Consider the following 16,145-nt stretch of genomic DNA (forward strand, 5'->3'; position numbering starts at 1 on the left):
GCCGGGTTACTTCGCCCGTTCCGCGCGCCGTCGGATCAGCGCGAGGACCGCCTCCGGCACTGGCTTCGCACCTTTGGCGCGAGCCGCCGCCGGCGGCCATTCGCCCGCCAGCGCGAGCGCGCGCACCCGAGCCGGATCGGGAGCCGGCACCGGCCAGCGGAGCGTCTTCCGGCGCCCGCGCAGCCTCGCGCGCGCGGCCTCCTCTTCCGCCGACCGGGTCAGCATCGGCGCATCCAGCGCACTGCCCAGATTGCCGCCCCCCGCGTCGATCGCCCAGGGATCGGCGCCGCGATCGAGCAGCAGTTCGGCGATGCGGAAATGCTCCATGTCGAGCGCGCTCTGGAGCGGCCGGTTGCCCGTCGCCTCCATCCGGTTCGGATCGGCCTTGTGATCCAGCAGCAGGCGCACCGCACCGATCGAATTGAGCGCGATCGCGGTCGCCATCGGCCCGGCGGCATCGCCCTTGGGCTCGGGCGAAGCGCCCGCCTCCAGCAGCCCGAAGGCCAGATCGGGTGCGGTCGCACGCAGGGCGAGCCCCAGCGCCACCCCGGGCACCGTCCCGTCCATCGGCGCGCCATGCCGCGCCAGCAGCGCGATCGCGCGCGCGTCGCAACTCGCCACCGCAACCGAGAGCATGTCGTGATGCGCGCCGACCCGCAGTCGACCCAGCGCCGGATCACGTGCAATCAGGCTCTCCGCCCGTGCCCAGTCCCGGCCCAGCAGTGCCAGCGCGAGATCGCGGCCGCTCTGGCCGAGCCCTGCATCCAGCGCGATTTCGTCCTGGGTCGGCGGCGTCGTCCCGGCGACGAAGCAGCCGGCCATGGCGTTGGTGGAGATCAAGGTCAGCGTCACGGCCAGGATCCGGTCAATTCGCATCATGCGGCCTTATCCGGAGCCATGCCGCCTCCGGTCAATGGCGGCGTCAGCGGAGCGCCGCCGCGCCCGCCAGCACCCAGTCGATGCCATGGCGATCGACCGGATTGAGCCCGTCCCAGAAGGATTTCCCCTCGGGCCGCACGTCGGGCAAGGTGTGGCGCGAGCCATAAGCCTCGGGCGCATCCGCTCCGACGCCACCGGCAATTCCCCCGATCGGCCCTCCCAGCAGGCCGCCCAGGATCGATCCGGCCACCCGATCGCCGCCGTCCTGCACCAGCGTCAGCGCTTCGCCCGGCACATGCCAGGCCTGTACCGCTGCGGCGCCGCGACCTTGGGCGGCGGCGATGCCGCGCGCCTCGCCGATCGTGCGGTCGGAAAGCCCCGCCGCGTTGAACGTGTCCGCCTCACGCCCGCTCGCGATGGCGGCCGCCGAGGCCAGTCCGCCGCCAAGCGAGTGCCCCGTCAGCGTCACCTCCGCGCCCGAGCGCGCCAGCTGCCGGCCGATCTGCAGGGCTTTGGCATAACTCGGCGCGTCCATACCGAGCCCCTGCTGGAGGTTGTTCTGCCAGTCCTCGCCCGTCTTCGATCCCCGGAAGGAAACGATGTAGCGCGTCCCGCCCTCGCCATCGGCCGTGGCGTAGACGCGCGCGCGAAAGCTGGAGACGCCGGGCTGCTCCAGCATCGTCGGCGTCAGGCCGAGCTCCGCCAGCTCGCTCTCGCCGGCGACGCGGTATCCGGCGGGCGGCTTCGGGACATCGTTGTAGACGTCGGCGGCGAGCAGCGCACTTTCCTGCGTGCGTGCGGTGAGATCCGTATCGTTGGCGGGTGCGGCCGGGGCCGAGGGCGCCGGCGCGCGGGCGACCGAGGGCGTGCCCTGCCAGTCCGCGGCATAGGCGGACGCGCCGCTACCGCTCGCGCCGTCCGAGGGACGGGATGCCGGGGCTGCGGCGACAGTGCTGACGGACTGAATCATCGACGGGCCTCCCTGACCATGCCGTCAGGGTGATCGGTCGCGCCGTCCCGCGCCATAATCGCAAAGACTAGGGCGCTTTCGAAGCGGGCGGATCACCTGCGGGCTCTGAAATCGCGCCGAAACGCCGGTCTAGCGTCGGATCCGCTCGGCGAGCGCACGATAGCTGGCGGGGTGGATGCGATCGCGGCTGGGCAATTGCGCGAGATCGACGACATCGTCGCCGAAGCGGAAGGCGATACGCGTGACGGCATAGGCCGATTGCCGCCGATAGGGCAGGATCCACACCACCCGCGCGCGGCCCAGCGCCATGCGACTGCCGATCAGATTCGCCTCCAGGTCCGCGCGCGGCGGATCGTTCGTGCCAGCCGACAGCACGACCACCGGCCGCGAACCGACCGCCGCGATCTGCCGGGACAGATCGGCCGAACGAGCGCCCACCCGCGCCGCGACGTCGCAGGCGATGCCCCCCGCCTTCAATGCGGCTGCCAGACCAAGCGCGATGCTGTCGCCGAGAAGCAGGCAGTCCGTCACGCCCCGCCTGTGCGGCACCCGGCCGGCGGGCGCAAGGCGCCGTTCGCTGTGAACGGCGGGAAGGATCGAACATCGCTGGAAGGCTTATGCGGGAAGACTTATGCGGACAGAAGCGTCGAATTCCCCCGTCTCTATACCCCGAACGGCAACGGCAGGCGGTCATGATGCCGTAACCTCCCCGTCGCCCGGATCGACCGGCCCGTCGCGCATGGATTGCCATCAAGCGGCCGCTTCGACGACGGTCAGGCACAGGCGATTGCGAGGTGGTCATGCGCGTCCCGATCCGGCTCGGCTTCGCCCTGCTGCTCGCTTTGGCTCCCGCCGCCTCCGGCCGGGCGGCGGGGTTCGCCGTCCACGATCTGACTTCGCTCGGCCCCGACATGGAAAAGACGCTTGGCCCCGGCTTCGTCCATCGCGCGGAAGCCCGGCGCGTCACCCTCACCTGCCTCGGCTGCGCGGCAAACCCGATGATCGACGTTCTCCTCGGTCGTCAGGACGACGGCACCGAGGACCGTGTCCGTGCCGGCGAAACGACGATCGCCCGGCTCGAGGCCATATGCCGAGAAAAGGATCCGGCCTGCCGGTTGACCGCGCTTGAAATCGCGCCGGCGGTCGGCTGGATGTCGCACTGGCGCATGGCCGACCGGCCCGGCGCGACCGTCGTGATCCTGCGCGACGGAGACCTGCTTACGATCCGTTCTCTCGCGGATACCGATGCGGTGGCGCGCGCGAACGCGGAGAAGCTGGTGACGGCGATCGGTGGCCGGGTCGTCGGACGCTGATCGAAGCAGGGGCGCTCATGAAGGAAGCCGGGATGGACCTGTGGAGATACGGCACGATGGCTCTCCTTTTCGGCGTTGCGTCCGCCGTCGCGGCCCAGTCGGGCGGGCCGACGCTGGAAATGGTCGAAACCGGGGCGACAGCCACTACGGCCAGCGCACGCATCGCCGCCGCCGCGCGGACGATACAGGCCGGCCGGCTCGGTATCGGTCGCCCGCTCGGGCCGCTGGGGCAGAAAAGCGTGGCCGGCCGGTTCATCACCTCGCGTCTTTACGCGTTTCCTGGCGATCCCGGCGGCGGCCACGCCTTCCTCACCGGAGCGAGCGGGACGGCCGTCTGCCATGTCCGTATCCCGAAAGGGACGACGCCTTCGCGCCTCGCAACATTCATCGACGGCTGCGTCGGCCGGCTCGGCGATACGGCCGGCATGGCCGCCTCACCGGTGGGCCGCACCGCACGCAATGCCGCGAGGGAAGACATCCCGAACAGCCATCCCGAAAACTGGCGCGCCGTCTCCGGCGTGTATTTCTATCGGGGCGTCAGCTTCGGATATGGCGGCGCGATGATCATTACCTTCCGGCCGGTCGTGCTCTTCACCGACAGCAGCTATTACGAAATAGACGACGCGCCGCTGGAAGATATCGACCTCCCCGCCGAGCGTGCCGCGCATCCGAAACGGTTCGGCCGCTGGACCAGACGGGGCGCCACCTTTACGCTCTTTGACGAGAAAGGGCGCGGCCATGATTATGCCATGGGGACAGGCAATTTCTTCAAGGCCTTCCCCGCCACCGAAAGGTCCGGACTTTCTGGCAGCTATTCCAGCGTCTCCGGTGGCGGGAACAACGCGATCGGCGGCACGACCGGCTACCTCGCCGATAGCCGAATGAACTTCACACCGGATGGTGCCTTCACCACCGGCCAGAGCGTGGCCTTTTCGGATACGGGCGCGCAGTCCGGAGTTGCGACCACGATGCGGAGCCGCAATCCCGTGCGGACGGCTGGTCGCTACAGCACCGATCATTATACGCTGACCGTCACCCAATCGGACGGCCGCCAGCTGCGCCGCTTCTTCTGCTTCGCATCGGATGGCAGCACGGGCGCGATCCAGACCTCGATGATCTTCGTCGGGGACAATGGCTACACGCAGAAAAGATGAAGATCAGAGATATACTGGAATCCGTCTGATCCCGGCTGATTTCTTCGCTTCGGCTTGATTGACTTATGTCATTAAAAATTTCTGTTTTTGTCAGTAGCATCCGCCCCCACGCGTTCCGCCAAATCCTTGAACTAACCGAAGAGGCGCCGCCACCGTCACAGCCTGCAACGACGCCCCATCTCTCCGACATTCACTGACGCTCGTCAGCAAGCCAGTTTCGGATATTCGTTCGCTTACTTCCACGACATCCGAACGCGTGATGGCAGGATTTTCATCTTACTCCCGCCTCGTGCCGGTGCTTCGAAACGCGACCGGCCTCGACGCCGGTGATGAGACTCGGCGCACACCCGAAATCGATTGTGACCCGAGTATGCGCCGCGCCCGCGACGGCGCTAGCGACCTGCCGCATCCCGCATGAAGCGATTGGAAATGGGCACGCGAACAAACTCGCCGTCCGAGCTTATCCGACATCCGTCTCCGCAAACATCAGCCAGCGCTGCCGACCGGCGTGTTGAGCAATTGCTGCTCCCACATATAGGCAATGCCGCTGCCACCGCAGTGGTCGATCAGAATCTCCGGCAGCAGAGCCGCGGTGTCGAGGCGTGCCCAGTCCCGCTGCCATTCGGAGCCGACCGCAACCCAGCTCATCATGTTCACGCCGGCCGCGATCATGCGCTGGATCGCCACCTGGTGAGCCTCGATCGAAGTGCCGCCCGAGGCATCGGTGACCACAGTCACATCCCAGCCCTCGCCGGCCGCCTGGATCGCCGGCATTGCGACGCACACTTCGGTCCACAATCCGGCGATGATCAGCTGTTTGCGCCCGGTCGCCTTGACGGCATCCACGGTCGGCTTGTCTTGCCAGGTGTTGATGAAGGTGCGGTCGATCACCTCCTGATCGGGAAACACGTCGGTCAGTTGCTTGAAGAGCAGGCCGCCGCGCGCGGCGATGACGCTGGTCAGGATGGTCGGCACCTTGAAGGCCTTGGCCAGCTTGGCGAGCGCAGTCGTATTGTTGACCACCGCCTGCGGGTCGTGGCTGTTCAGGTTCGCGAGTTGGTAGGGCTGATGATCGATCAGGAGGAGCACCGAATCTTCGGGACGAAGGAGGGAGTCCAGGCCGTTGCGAAAGGTCATGATTTTTCCTCTACTACCGTTGTTTTGGAGGATGGGTGCGGACGACACGCACGGGGAAACGGCGATGTCCGGTAGACTTTGCCTTTGCGACTTGTGATACGGTAGCACCTGATCGCGCCACACTGTGTCGCAGTTTCTGGAACGTTGCGATGGACATCGAAGAGTTGCGGACCTTCGTTGAGGTCGCGGATGCCGGAGGCGTGACGTCTGCGGCGCGCAGGCTCGGTGTGTCCAAGTCGATCGTCAGCCGCAGGCTCGCCCGGATCGAAGAGGACCTTGGCATTCAATTGCTGGCGCGAACCACGCGAGGCGCCGCCCTGACGGAAGCCGGCGTTATTTTTCGCGACCATGCGGCCCGGGTCTGTACCGAGATCGACATCGCCCGGGAGACAATTCTACCTGCCGGGGAGCTTCGTGGGCGATTGCGGATCGCCGCACCGCTTTCGTTCGGTCCGACCCATTTCGCCCCGGTCCTTGCAGCCATGGCCCAGCGTCACCCGCAATTGCAGATTCAAACCAGTTACACGGACCGCTTCGTCGATCTGATTGCGGAAGGCTTCGACTGCGCGATCCGGGTCGGACATCTGACCGACTCCACTTTGCTCGCGCGCCGGGTGGGGTGGACGACGGCGAAATATGTCGCGAGCCCGGACTATATCGAAAAGCACGGTGCACCCGAAACGCCCGAGGAATTCGTCACGCACGAAGTCGTCATGCAGGGAACGGAAACCTGGATGGCGTTGGACGGTGACAAGGTTATGCCGATGAAGCCGCAGGGGCGCTTCAAGGCCGACAACGCAGTTGCTCTCGTTGCTGCGGCTCTTGCCGGGATTGGCCTTGCCGGGCTTCCCGAAGAGCTGATCGGCGATCATCTGGCCTCGGGTGCGCTCGTTCCCGTAATGCCGAGATATCCCTGCCCCGACCTCGGCATCTACGTTCTCCGGCCGCCGGGACAGCATCCCGCCCGAAAGGTGCGCGTACTCACTGAGATGCTGGTCGAATGCTATGGCCACTTCACCCCCGCGGCGACAGCGGAGCGCTGAACACCACCTGGCGTTCCCCATCATGCGACACAGAATGTCGCGCAGCACGACTACCGCTTCGATGTCCCGGACAACAGATGCCGGCTGACAATCCGTGGTTCTCGCCGGCGCAGGTCCGCGCCCGGCCCCTGCGGCAGCAACGCCCCTGGTGATCAGCGCATCGGCGTGTCCGTCATCAACGAGAAAGGATGCGAGTTGCCATGAATAAGAACCGCCTGGCGTGCGCCATAATCGCCGCCATGATCTGCGCGTCGGGTCCTGCCGGAACAGCAACGGCGCAAACACCCGAAGCGGTCAATGACGCGCCAGCGATCGCGCCATCCCGACCGTCGAGCATCCCCTTCAAGCTGCGCGATAATCTCGTCACGATCGATACGACCATCAACGGTCGCAGGCTGTCCGCCGTCCTGGACAGCGGTGCCAGCTATATGATCATCGATCGAAGCATGGCCCAGGAACTGGGGCTCAGCGAGGGCGCGTCGACCGGCGATGTCGCGGCAGCTGGCAGTCACGCGGAGCAGTTGCGGCCCATCGACATCGAAAGCCTGATCGTCGGACCGCTGCGGTTCGAGCATGTTCCGGGCCACACCGTGAACCTCGGACAATTGTCCTCATCCGCCGGCTTCCCGATCCCGCTGCTGATCGGAGCGCCAGCGTTCAAACATGGCGCCGTGACCGTGGACTATCGGCGGCATCGCGTAACGTTCGGGCCGAGCCGGAGCGCTCCGGCATGTGCGGCACCGATCCCGCTGAATGTCGTCGATAACGTGCCTGTCGTGGAGGTGGATGTCCGAACGACGCCACAGGCCGAGCCCGTTAGGCTCAAGCTCGTCGTGGATCTGGGAACACGGCACAATGCGATGATGGTCGGCGGCCCCTTCCTCCGCAGCGAGGCCGGAATGGCGTTGATGCGATCTGGCCGCGAACAGAAGGTCGGGCACGGCGTGGGAGGGGCTGTCCAGGGAAACATCGCGCGGATCGCAGAACTGCGTGCGGGAGCCCTTCAGGTTGCCGATGTCCAGGTCGCCCTGACCGCCGGCGCGTCGGCGTTCGAGGCCGGGATCGTCGATGGATCGCTCGGGGTGCCCTTCTGGGAGAAGGGGGTCATCACCTTCGACTATCCCGCCCAACAAATGTGCATGGAGAGGTGAAGGCGACGTGATGCGCGCGGAGGCCGCGACCAGCGTTCCACGCCAAGCAACACAGTTTGCCATTGGGCGGGGCTAAGTCAGCCCCTTCGCCTCCATTATCTCTACCTGACAGGCCCCCGGACATCAGCCGCATCGCATGCGCGCCGCTCCGGCCCGGCCAACACAGATAGAGAAGGACAGGTTAATGATCGATCTCAGTGGAAAGCGCGCGTTGGTGACCGGCGGATCGCGGGGTATCGGCGCCGCGATTGCGCTGGCGCTGGCGGAGAACGGGGCGGATGTGGCGTTCACCTATCAGCGTTCGGCGGAAAAGGCCGAGACGCTGGTCAAATCCATCGAAGGAACGGGCCGTCGTGCGGTCGCGATCCAGGCGGACAGCGCCGATCCGGACGCCATCTCCCGTTCCGTCAGCGAAGCCGTCTCCGCGCTTGGCGGGCTCGACATTCTCGTCAACAGCGCGGCCATCGGCCACATGGGTACGATCGCCGAAACCGACCTCGCCGACTATCAGGCGGTGATGGACGTGAACGTGCGGGCACCGTTCCTGTTTGCGAAGGCAGTCATCCCGCACCTCGGCGAGGGTGGGCGCATCGTCACGATCGGTTCAGCCTTGGGAGAGCGCGTGCCGTTTCCGGGCATCACGCTGTATGCGATGTCGAAGGCGGCGCTGACGTCCTTCACTCGCGGGCTTTCGCGTGAGCTTGGGCCGAGCGGGATCACCGTCAATCTCGTCCAGCCCGGCGCAACGGATACCGATGCCAATCCCGCCGACGGCGAGGCGGCAGACTTCCAGCGTGGTTTGACCTCGCTCGGCCGCTATGGAACCCCGCGCGAAATCGCGAACGCGGTCGTTTTCCTCGCGAGTCCAGCGGCCAGCATCATCACCGGCGCAATCCTGACCGCCGATGCGGGCGCGATCGCCTGAGCGAGCGCCCACGCCACCAAATGCTCAAGCGCCGGTTGTCATCGACATGGCCCTGGGTCGGGTCGAGACAACTGGGAGGAGAATGGGTCCGCACTGGACCGGCGATCGGAAGGACGAACGAAACATGGCTCAACCAGAATATTTCGCCACGCCCGGCTATGGCGACGCGATGCGGGAGCGACTGCATTACTCGCAGGCCGTGCGGATCGGGGATCGGGTGGAAACGTCCGGCCAGGGCGGCTGGTCCGATCAGTTCGAGATACCGGAGGATCTTGAGGAGGAGATCGAACGGGCGTTTCACAATCTCGAGCGCACGCTTGCCACCGCCGGTGCGGACTGGACGCATGTCGTGCACCTCAACTCATACCATGTCGGCGGCTTTCCGGCGGTGGTGAACGAGACGATGGTGCGGCTCTTCCGCAAGCTCATGCCGGATCACGCCCCGATCTGGACCCAGCTCGGCGTCGAGGCGCTGGGTCTGCCTGCCATGCGGATAGAAATCCGGGCGACAGCGGTCATCGCCTAGCCATGGGCTTTCGCCTCAAACAAAGGGAAAGGCGGCAGTCCTGCATGACCTTCGAGCAGATTGTATCTCGATCTCCGTCATTTAAGTTCCCCCGCTGCTGCGAGAAGACGGCGCGCCTGCGCGAGGTGCGGCGCATCGATCATCCGACCGTCCATCTGCAGCGCCCCGACACCTGGGTTGGCCTCGAACGCCGCTATTACCGCACGTGCATGAGCAAGCTCGTCGTCGCGAAGCGTGAAGGCATGGTTGATGACCGCCACCTGTGACGGGTGGATCGCCATCATGCCCGTGAACCCGTCGCGCCGCGCGCGCGCTGCATAGGCCGCGAGGCCGTCGAGATCGCGGAAGGCGGGATAGACCGTTTCGATCGCCGCCACGCCGGCGGCGTGCGCGCCGAACAGCGTGAGCGAACGTGCCAGCTCATAAGGTGCGGTAAAGCGCCCGTCCTCCTCACGCGAGGTCGATGCACCCATCGCGGCCGGCAGATCCTCCGCACCCCACGTCATCCCGAGAAGGTGACGGGAAACCCCGGCATAGCTGCCGAGCTGGAAGATCGCTGCGGGGGTCTCGGTTGCGATCGGTAGTATGGGTATGTCGCCGGCCTTGCCGACGAGCGTCGTCACGCTGGTGCAGCCGCCGGCCTTGGGCAGCACGAGACCGTCGGGGCGCTGCGCGATCACGGCGGCGACATCCTCGTCGATCAGGCCGCTGTCGAGCGGATTGACCCGCACCAGCACGCGGGCGCTGCGCGGCGCATCGCGCAGGAAGCGCGCGATCGCCGCGCGCGCGGCGGGCTTGGCGGCAGGCGCGACCGAATCCTCGAGATCGAGGATCAGTGCATCGGCGCCCAGCCCGAGCGCCTTCTCCATGCGATCGGGCCGGTCGCCGGGCACGAACAGCAGCGAGCGCAGTCTCATGCCGGTTTCCGGTGGAGCAATGCCGCGCGCAGGCAGCGGCAGACGATCTCGTCGCGCTGATTGAGCAGATCGTGGCGGAAGGTGACGATGCCCGCCGTCGGCCGCGAGCGGCTCTCCCTGAGCTGCGCCACCTCGGTCTCGGCGCGCAGCGTGTCCCCGATGAACACCGGCGCGGGCATCACAAGCTTGTCATAGCCCAGATTGGCGACGAGCGTGCCGAGCGTGGTGTCGGCAACCGAGAGCCCGATCATCAGCGCGAAGGTGAAGGTGCCGTTGACGACGATGCGCCCGAACTCGCTCGCCCTGGCCGCCTCGGCGTCGAGGTGGAGCGGCTGCGGATTGTGCGTCATCGTCGAGAACAGGAGGTTGTCGGTCTCGGTGACGGTACGGCGGATTTCATGGACGATCCGGTCGCCCACCCGCCACTCGTCGAAATGCCGCCCCGCCATCAGGCCTCTCCCTCGATCCTGGCCAGGATCGCACCCTCGCTCACCTGCTCGCCCTCGGTCGCCCTGAGCTCGGCGACGACGCCGTCAAAGGGCGCGAGCAGCGCCTGCTCCATCTTCATCGCTTCGATGACGACGAGGCGATCGCCCTTCGCCACCTTCTGGCCCTGCTCCACCACCGCCGCGATCACCCGGCCGGGCATCGGCGCGAGGATCGCGCCGTCGCCAGCGCCGCCGCCCGCGACATGATCGGCGCGTCGCGGGCCCACCGGCCAAGCCTCGCCTTCGACGAAGAGGATGCCGTTGTGAAGCCGGGTCCCGACGGCGCCGGGCGCAAGGTCGACCAGATAGGGTCGATGGGCGATCTCGACCTCGATCCGGCGCGAAGGCGCGGCATTGGCGCGCAGGCCGCGTAGCGCCGTCCACGGATCGCCCCCCCCAGCGGGCACGATCGCACTGGCGGCGGCCTGAAGCACTGCGGGCGAGGGCTCGCCCGTGGGCACGAGCGTATCGGCGTGCGTTTCGATGAAGCCGGTGTCGATACGCCCCGCGATGAAATCGGGATGCGCGGCGGCGCGTGCGAGGAACGCGGCGTTGGTCCGCACCGGCCACACCTTCACGCCGGCGCAGGCCCGGGCAAGACAGGCGGCCGCCTCGGCGCGGCTGCGGCCCCATGTGATGATCTTGGCGATCATCGGATCGTAATGCGGCGTGACCTCGCCGCCTTCTTCGACGCCGCTGTCGATACGCGGCCCCTCGGGGAAGCGCAGCGTGGCGAGCGGGCCTGTCGAGGGCAGGAAGCCGGTCGTCGGGTTCTCGGCATAGAGCCGCGCCTCCATCGCCCAGCCAGTGATGGCGAGTTCCTCCTGGCGGCGGGGCAGCGGCTCGCCGCTCGCGACGCGGAGCTGCCATTCGACCAGATCCTGCCCGGTGATGCCCTCGGTGACGGGATGCTCGACCTGGAGCCGCGTGTTCATCTCCATGAACCAGATCCGGTCGGCACGCAGGCCCTCGGACGCGTCGGCGATGAACTCGATCGTGCCCGCGCCGACATAATCGACCGCCTGCGCGGCCTTGACCGCCGCCGAGCAGACCGCCTCGCGCGTCCCCGCGTCCATGCCGGGCGCGGGCGCCTCCTCGATCACCTTCTGGTGGCGACGCTGAAGCGAGCAGTCGCGCTCGAACAGGTGGACGACGTTGCCGTATGTGTCGCCGAACACCTGCACCTCGATATGGCGCGGCGAAAGGATGCATTTCTCGATCAGCACGCGATCGTCGCCGAACGACGATGCCGCCTCGCGCCGGCAGCTCGCCAGCGCCTCCGCAAAGGCCGAAGGGTCGTCGACCCGGCGCATGCCCTTGCCGCCGCCGCCGGCGACCGCCTTGATCAGCACCGGATAGCCGACCGCATCGGCCTCCCGCGCCAGCCGATCGGGGCTCTGGTCCTCGCCCAGATAGCCCGGCGTCACCGGCACGCCCGCAGCGATCATGCGCCTCTTGGCGGCGTCCTTAAGACCCATGGCGCGGATCGAAGATGGCGGGGCACCCACCCAGATCAGCCCGGCGGCGACCACACCCTCGGCGAATTCGGCATTTTCGGAGAGGAAGCCATAGCCCGGATGGATCGCCTGAGCGCCCGTCCCGCGCGCCGCCTCGATGATGCGATCCTGCCGCAGATAGCTGTCGCGCGCTGCGGCGGTGCCGATGCACACCGCCTCGTCGGCCTCTCGGGCGAAGGGCATCTGCGCATCCACGTCCGAATGGACCGCGATGGTGCGCACGCCGAGAGAGCGGGCGGTGCGGATGATGCGGCGGGCAATCTCGCCGCGATTGGCGATGAGAAGGCTTGCGATCATCGCCGTCACATCCTGAACAGGCCGAACTGCGCGCGCTGCGGGATCGGCGCGTTCAGCGTGGCGGAGAAAGCGAGGCCGAGTATGTCGCGGGTCTGGACCGGATCGATCACGCCATCGTCCCACAGGCGCGCAGTGGCGTAATAGGGGTTGCCCTCGTCCTCGTATTTCTGGCGGATCGGCGCCTTGAAGGCCTCGGCCTGTTCGGGCGTCCAGTTCGGGGCGTCGCGATGGACGGCGGCAAGCACGCTCGCCGCCTGCTCGCCGCCCATCACCGAGATGCGCGCGTTGGGCCAGGTGAAGAGGAAGCGCGGCTGATAGGCGCGGCCGCACATGCCGTAATTGCCCGCGCCGAAACTGCCGCCGATCAGCACGGTGATCTTGGGCACCGACGCGGTGGCGACCGCGGTGACGAGCTTGGCGCCGTGCTTGGCGATCCCTTCCGCCTCATATTTGCCGCCGACCATGAAGCCCGAGACATTCTGGAGGAACAGCAGGGGCACGCGGCGCTGGCAGGCGAGCTCGATGAAATGCGCGCCCTTCTGCGCGCTCTCGCTGAACAGCACGCCGTTATTGGCGAGGATCGCGACGGGCATTCCCCAGATCCGCGCGAAGCCGCAAACCAATGTGGTGCCGTAGAACGACTTGAACTCGTGAAACTCGGACCCGTCGACGATGCGACCGATCACCTCGCGCACGTCATAGGGCGCGCGCACGTCCTGGGGCACGATACCGTAGAGTTCCTGCGGATCGAGCACGGGCGGGAGGGGATCGGCGAGGTCGATGTCCACCGCCTTGGAGCGGTTGAGCGTGGCGACGATGTCGCGCAGGATCATCAGCGCGTGCTCGTCATTCTCGGCGACATGATCGACCACGCCGGACTTGCGGCCATGGGTCTCCGCGCCGCCCAGTTCCTCCGCGGTGATGACCTCGCCCGTCGCCGCCTTCACCAGCGGCGGCCCGGCGAGAAAGATCGTGCCCTGGTTGCGCACGATCACCGTTTCGTCGGACATGGCGGGTACGTATGCGCCACCCGCGGTGCAGCTCCCCATCACGCAGGCGATCTGGGGAATGCCCTCGGCGGACATCTGCGCCTGATTGTAGAAGATGCGGCCGAAATGGTCGCGATCGGGAAAGACCTCGGCCTGGTGAGGAAGATTGGCGCCGCCGGAATCGACCAGGTAGAGACAGGGCAGCCGGTTCTCGCGCGCGATCTCCTGCGCGCGCAGATGCTTCTTCACCGTCATCGGGAAGTAGGCGCCGCCCTTCACCGTGGGATCATTGGCGAGGATCAGGCATTCGCGGCCCTGCACCCGGCCGATGCCCGATATCGCGCCCGCGCCGGGCGCGCCGTCGTCATACATGCCGTTGGCGGCGAGCTGACCGATCTCGAGAAAGGGAGAGAGCGGATCGAGCAGGCGATCGATGCGGTCACGCGGCAACAGCTTGCCGCGCGCGACGTGGCGCTCGCGGTGCGCCGCCGATCCGCCCAGCGCCGTCGCCGCCACCTTCGCGCGCAGCACCTCGGCGAGCGCGCGATTGTGCGCGGCGTTGGCGGCGAACGCATCCGATGCGGGATCGGCGAGGCTGGTCAGCCGGGTCATGCGCCGATCACCTCGCGGCCGATCAGCATCCGGCGGACCTCGTTGGTGCCGGCGCCGATATCGAGCAATTTGGCGTCTCGCCAGTAACGCTCGACCGGCCAGTCCTTGGTATAGCCCGCGCCGCCGAGCGCCTGGATCGCCTGTTCGGCGACCTTCACCGCCTGTTCGGACGCAAAGAGAATCGCCCCTGCGGCATCGTGCCGCGTCGCGTTGCCGGCGTCGCACGCCTTGGCGACCGCATAAACGTAGGCCCGCGCCGTGCCGAGCGCGACGACCATGTCGGCGACCTTGGCCTGCATCAACTGGAACGATCCGATCGGCGTACCGAACTGCTTCCGCTCGCGGACATAGGGAAGCACCGTATCGAGGCACGCCCGGATGATGCCGATCTGGATGCCCGAAAGCACGACGCGCTCGTAATCGAGCCCGGACATCAGCACCTTCACCCCGCCGTCCAGCGGGCCCATGATCTGGCTATCGGGAACGAAGCAATCGTCGAACACCAGTTCGGCGGTGGGCGATCCGCGCATCCCGACCTTGTCGATCGTCTGTCCGATCGAGAAGCCCGCGAAATCCTTCTCGATCAGAAAGGCGGTGATGCCCTTCGATCCGGCATCGGGGCGGGTCTTGGCATAGACGACGAGCGTGCTGGCATAGGGCGCGTTGGTGATCCAGAATTTGGTGCCGTTGAGACGATAGCCCCCTTCCACCTTGTCGGCGCGCAGCTTCATCGAGACCACGTCCGATCCCGCCCCGGCCTCCGACATGGCGAGCGAGCCGACATGCTCGCCCGAAACCAGCTTCGGCAGATATTGGGCTTTCTGCTCGGGCGAGCCCCAGCGGCGTATCTGGTTGACGCACAAGTTGGAATGCGCGCCGTAGGAGAGGCCCACCGAGGCCGAGGCGCGGCTCACCTCCTCGCAGGCGATCACATGTTCGAGATAGCCCAGGCCGAGCCCGCCATAGTCCTCCTCCACGGTGATGCCGTGCAGCCCGAGCGCGCCCATCTCCGGCCACAGCTCGATCGGGAAACGATCCTGCGCATCCACCCGCGCCGCAATGGGCGCGATGCGGTCTGCGGCGAAGCGGGCGGTGGTGTCGCGGATCGTGTCCGCCATCTCACCGAGATCGAAGTTCAGGTCGGCCATGCGCGTATCCTCATCCTCTCCGCTCCCCTTTTACGACGCAAAGCACTATAAAGAAAAATTGATATTGGATAACCAATGTATAGATAACATCTATGATTGATCGTTACCTGCTGCGTTATCTCCTGGCGGTTGTCGACAAAGGGAATTTCTCCCGCGCGGCGGCGCATTGCGGCGTGTCCCAGCCGACGCTTTCCGTGGGCATTGCGAAACTGGAATCGGAGATCGGAAAGACGCTTTTTCTGCGATCGAGCCGCCGCGTGGAACTGACGGGTGCGGGAGCAAGGCTGGTCGAACGCGCGCGGAGGATCGAGCGCGAATTCACGCTCGCCGAGCAGGAGACGCGCGCCACCCGATTCCAGACGACGGTCCGGCTCGGGGTGATCTCGACCCTCCCGAGTTCGTGGCTGGAGGCGGCCGTCGGTCGGCTGGCGGCTGAGGCGCCCGACGAGCGTGTCGAGATCGTCGAGGCGAGCGAGCGGGCCCTGCTGTCACATCTGGACCGCGGGCGCCTCGACGTCATTCTCACCGCGATCAGGCCCGACCGCGTCCGCTTCGCGAACATTTTGTTCGAGGAGCCTTATCGCCTCGTATTGCCAATCGATCACCGGTTGGCTGGACAGGAGGTGGTCGAGGCAGAGGAGCTTTCCGACAGCCCCATGATCGCGCGGCGACACTGCGAGGGACTCGCCGAGACCAGCCGCTTCTTTACGTCGCGGGGCGTCCGCCCGTTCATCTCCGCGCGCACCACCAGCGACGATCAGGCTCTCGCTTATGTGCGAGGGGGACATGGATTGACCGTGATGCCCCTCGCATTCGCGAGATGCGCCCCTGTCATGGCGGAACTTGCCGGGTTCAAACTCACGCGCCAGATCGGATTGATGCACCATCAGAGGCCAGGGGATCATGCTGACGGCTGCGCGCTCCGCGTGATCGCGGACAGCATCCGGGCATCGCGATCGAGCCTATCCCAACGCCCCATTTTTCCGGATGAGCCGGTGGACAGGGTTCGTGCCGTGATCGCGCCGAGGTCATCGTAAGCGCGATCCGGCCCTCGATGGTCGCATCCCAAAAGATCCACG

At 66.7% G+C, this 16,145-nt stretch carries 16 protein-coding genes; 7 read left to right on the top strand and 9 right to left on the bottom strand.

The annotated features are described in order from the left end of the window. Positions 1 to 6: 6 nt before the first annotated feature. From HL653_RS21075 to HL653_RS21085, 3 genes are all read right to left on the bottom strand, one after another. Positions 7 to 879, bottom strand: a complete 873-nt coding sequence (locus HL653_RS21075; protein WP_171746236.1) for an ankyrin repeat domain-containing protein — start codon at positions 877 to 879, stop codon at positions 7 to 9. Positions 880 to 922: 43 nt separating this feature from the next. Next, entirely contained in the window at positions 923 to 1,849 is a 927-nt protein-coding gene (locus tag HL653_RS21080; RefSeq protein WP_171746237.1) for a DUF2974 domain-containing protein, read from the bottom strand. 129 nt (positions 1,850 to 1,978) lie between these two features. Next, a complete protein-coding gene (locus HL653_RS21085) occupies positions 1,979 to 2,380 on the bottom strand; it encodes a hypothetical protein (protein ID WP_171746238.1) in 402 nt (133 codons plus the stop codon). 269 nt (positions 2,381 to 2,649) lie between these two features. On the opposite strand from HL653_RS21085, the gene HL653_RS21090 reads away from it, so the two are divergent. Further along, positions 2,650 to 3,162, top strand: a complete 513-nt coding sequence (locus HL653_RS21090) for a hypothetical protein (RefSeq protein WP_171746239.1) — start codon at positions 2,650 to 2,652, stop codon at positions 3,160 to 3,162. A 32-nt stretch (positions 3,163 to 3,194) separates the two neighbouring features. Beyond that, positions 3,195 to 4,316, top strand: a complete 1,122-nt coding sequence (locus tag HL653_RS21095; protein ID WP_171746240.1) for a hypothetical protein — start codon at positions 3,195 to 3,197, stop codon at positions 4,314 to 4,316. Between the two features lie 486 nt (positions 4,317 to 4,802). Here HL653_RS21095 and HL653_RS21100 read toward each other — a convergent pair whose 3' ends face one another. Further along, positions 4,803 to 5,453, bottom strand: coding sequence for a hydrolase (locus HL653_RS21100; protein ID WP_171746241.1), 651 nt, complete (start codon positions 5,451 to 5,453; stop codon positions 4,803 to 4,805). Positions 5,454 to 5,602: 149 nt separating this feature from the next. Between HL653_RS21100 and HL653_RS21105 the strand changes: the two genes are divergently transcribed. From HL653_RS21105 to HL653_RS21120, 4 genes are all read left to right on the top strand, one after another. Continuing rightward, on the top strand, positions 5,603 to 6,496 hold the full coding sequence (locus HL653_RS21105; RefSeq protein ID WP_171746242.1) for a LysR family transcriptional regulator: 894 nt from the start codon (positions 5,603 to 5,605) through the stop codon (positions 6,494 to 6,496). Positions 6,497 to 6,684: 188 nt separating this feature from the next. Beyond that, positions 6,685 to 7,647, top strand: coding sequence for a retropepsin-like aspartic protease (locus tag HL653_RS21110; RefSeq protein WP_171746243.1), 963 nt, complete (start codon positions 6,685 to 6,687; stop codon positions 7,645 to 7,647). A 184-nt stretch (positions 7,648 to 7,831) separates the two neighbouring features. Next, positions 7,832 to 8,572 carry an SDR family NAD(P)-dependent oxidoreductase gene (locus HL653_RS21115; protein ID WP_171746244.1) on the top strand — a complete coding sequence of 247 codons (741 nt, stop codon included), beginning with the start codon at positions 7,832 to 7,834 and terminating at the stop codon, positions 8,570 to 8,572. A 124-nt stretch (positions 8,573 to 8,696) separates the two neighbouring features. Next, positions 8,697 to 9,098, top strand: coding sequence for a RidA family protein (locus tag HL653_RS21120; RefSeq protein ID WP_171746245.1), 402 nt, complete (start codon positions 8,697 to 8,699; stop codon positions 9,096 to 9,098). 77 nt (positions 9,099 to 9,175) lie between these two features. Here the strand turns inward: HL653_RS21120 and HL653_RS21125 are convergent, their stop codons facing one another. Genes HL653_RS21125 through HL653_RS21145 form a run of 5 tightly spaced genes read right to left on the bottom strand, consistent with a single transcriptional unit; the run spans position 9,176 to position 15,066 of the window. After that, complete coding sequence (locus tag HL653_RS21125; protein WP_171746246.1) at positions 9,176 to 10,015, bottom strand: CoA ester lyase; 840 nt, start codon at positions 10,013 to 10,015, stop codon at positions 9,176 to 9,178. Continuing rightward, positions 10,012 to 10,464 carry a MaoC family dehydratase gene (locus tag HL653_RS21130; RefSeq protein ID WP_171746247.1) on the bottom strand — a complete coding sequence of 151 codons (453 nt, stop codon included), beginning with the start codon at positions 10,462 to 10,464 and terminating at the stop codon, positions 10,012 to 10,014. Before HL653_RS21130 ends, HL653_RS21125 begins: the two co-directional genes overlap by 4 nt. Continuing rightward, on the bottom strand, positions 10,464 to 12,317 hold the full coding sequence (locus HL653_RS21135) for a biotin carboxylase N-terminal domain-containing protein (protein ID WP_171746248.1): 1,854 nt from the start codon (positions 12,315 to 12,317) through the stop codon (positions 10,464 to 10,466). The genes HL653_RS21130 and HL653_RS21135 overlap by 1 nt, the downstream gene beginning before the upstream one ends. Positions 12,318 to 12,322: 5 nt before the next feature. Next, positions 12,323 to 13,918: a carboxyl transferase domain-containing protein gene (locus HL653_RS21140; protein ID WP_171746249.1), complete on the bottom strand. Its 1,596-nt coding sequence runs from the start codon at positions 13,916 to 13,918 to the stop codon at positions 12,323 to 12,325. Beyond that, complete coding sequence (locus tag HL653_RS21145; RefSeq protein ID WP_171746250.1) at positions 13,915 to 15,066, bottom strand: acyl-CoA dehydrogenase family protein; 1,152 nt, start codon at positions 15,064 to 15,066, stop codon at positions 13,915 to 13,917. The genes HL653_RS21140 and HL653_RS21145 overlap by 4 nt, the downstream gene beginning before the upstream one ends. Before the next feature lie 92 nt (positions 15,067 to 15,158). Between HL653_RS21145 and HL653_RS21150 the strand changes: the two genes are divergently transcribed. Then, positions 15,159 to 16,103: a LysR family transcriptional regulator gene (locus HL653_RS21150; RefSeq protein ID WP_171746251.1), complete on the top strand. Its 945-nt coding sequence runs from the start codon at positions 15,159 to 15,161 to the stop codon at positions 16,101 to 16,103. The last annotated feature ends 42 nt before the right edge of the window (positions 16,104 to 16,145 follow it).

The sequence above is a fragment of the Sphingomonas sp. AP4-R1 genome (assembly GCF_013113735.1).
Lineage (GTDB): Bacteria > Pseudomonadota > Alphaproteobacteria > Sphingomonadales > Sphingomonadaceae > Sphingomonas_I.

Coding starts and splice junctions, on each gene's coding strand:
- HL653_RS21090 (WP_171746239.1), top strand. CDS start 2,650: ATGCGCGTCCCGATCCGGCTCGGCTTCGCCCTGCTGCTCGCTTTGGCT.
- HL653_RS21100 (WP_171746241.1), bottom strand. CDS start 5,453: ATGACCTTTCGCAACGGCCTGGACTCCCTCCTTCGTCCCGAAGATTCG.
- HL653_RS21095 (WP_171746240.1), top strand. CDS start 3,195: ATGGACCTGTGGAGATACGGCACGATGGCTCTCCTTTTCGGCGTTGCG.
- HL653_RS21140 (WP_171746249.1), bottom strand. CDS start 13,918: ATGACCCGGCTGACCAGCCTCGCCGATCCCGCATCGGATGCGTTCGCC.
- HL653_RS21110 (WP_171746243.1), top strand. CDS start 6,685: ATGCGAGTTGCCATGAATAAGAACCGCCTGGCGTGCGCCATAATCGCC.
- HL653_RS21135 (WP_171746248.1), bottom strand. CDS start 12,317: ATGATCGCAAGCCTTCTCATCGCCAATCGCGGCGAGATTGCCCGCCGC.
- HL653_RS21115 (WP_171746244.1), top strand. CDS start 7,832: ATGATCGATCTCAGTGGAAAGCGCGCGTTGGTGACCGGCGGATCGCGG.
- HL653_RS21150 (WP_171746251.1), top strand. CDS start 15,159: ATGATTGATCGTTACCTGCTGCGTTATCTCCTGGCGGTTGTCGACAAA.
- HL653_RS21145 (WP_171746250.1), bottom strand. CDS start 15,066: ATGGCCGACCTGAACTTCGATCTCGGTGAGATGGCGGACACGATCCGC.
- HL653_RS21075 (WP_171746236.1), bottom strand. CDS start 879: ATGATGCGAATTGACCGGATCCTGGCCGTGACGCTGACCTTGATCTCC.
- HL653_RS21080 (WP_171746237.1), bottom strand. CDS start 1,849: ATGATTCAGTCCGTCAGCACTGTCGCCGCAGCCCCGGCATCCCGTCCC.
- HL653_RS21125 (WP_171746246.1), bottom strand. CDS start 10,015: ATGAGACTGCGCTCGCTGCTGTTCGTGCCCGGCGACCGGCCCGATCGC.
- HL653_RS21105 (WP_171746242.1), top strand. CDS start 5,603: ATGGACATCGAAGAGTTGCGGACCTTCGTTGAGGTCGCGGATGCCGGA.
- HL653_RS21120 (WP_171746245.1), top strand. CDS start 8,697: ATGGCTCAACCAGAATATTTCGCCACGCCCGGCTATGGCGACGCGATG.
- HL653_RS21130 (WP_171746247.1), bottom strand. CDS start 10,464: ATGGCGGGGCGGCATTTCGACGAGTGGCGGGTGGGCGACCGGATCGTC.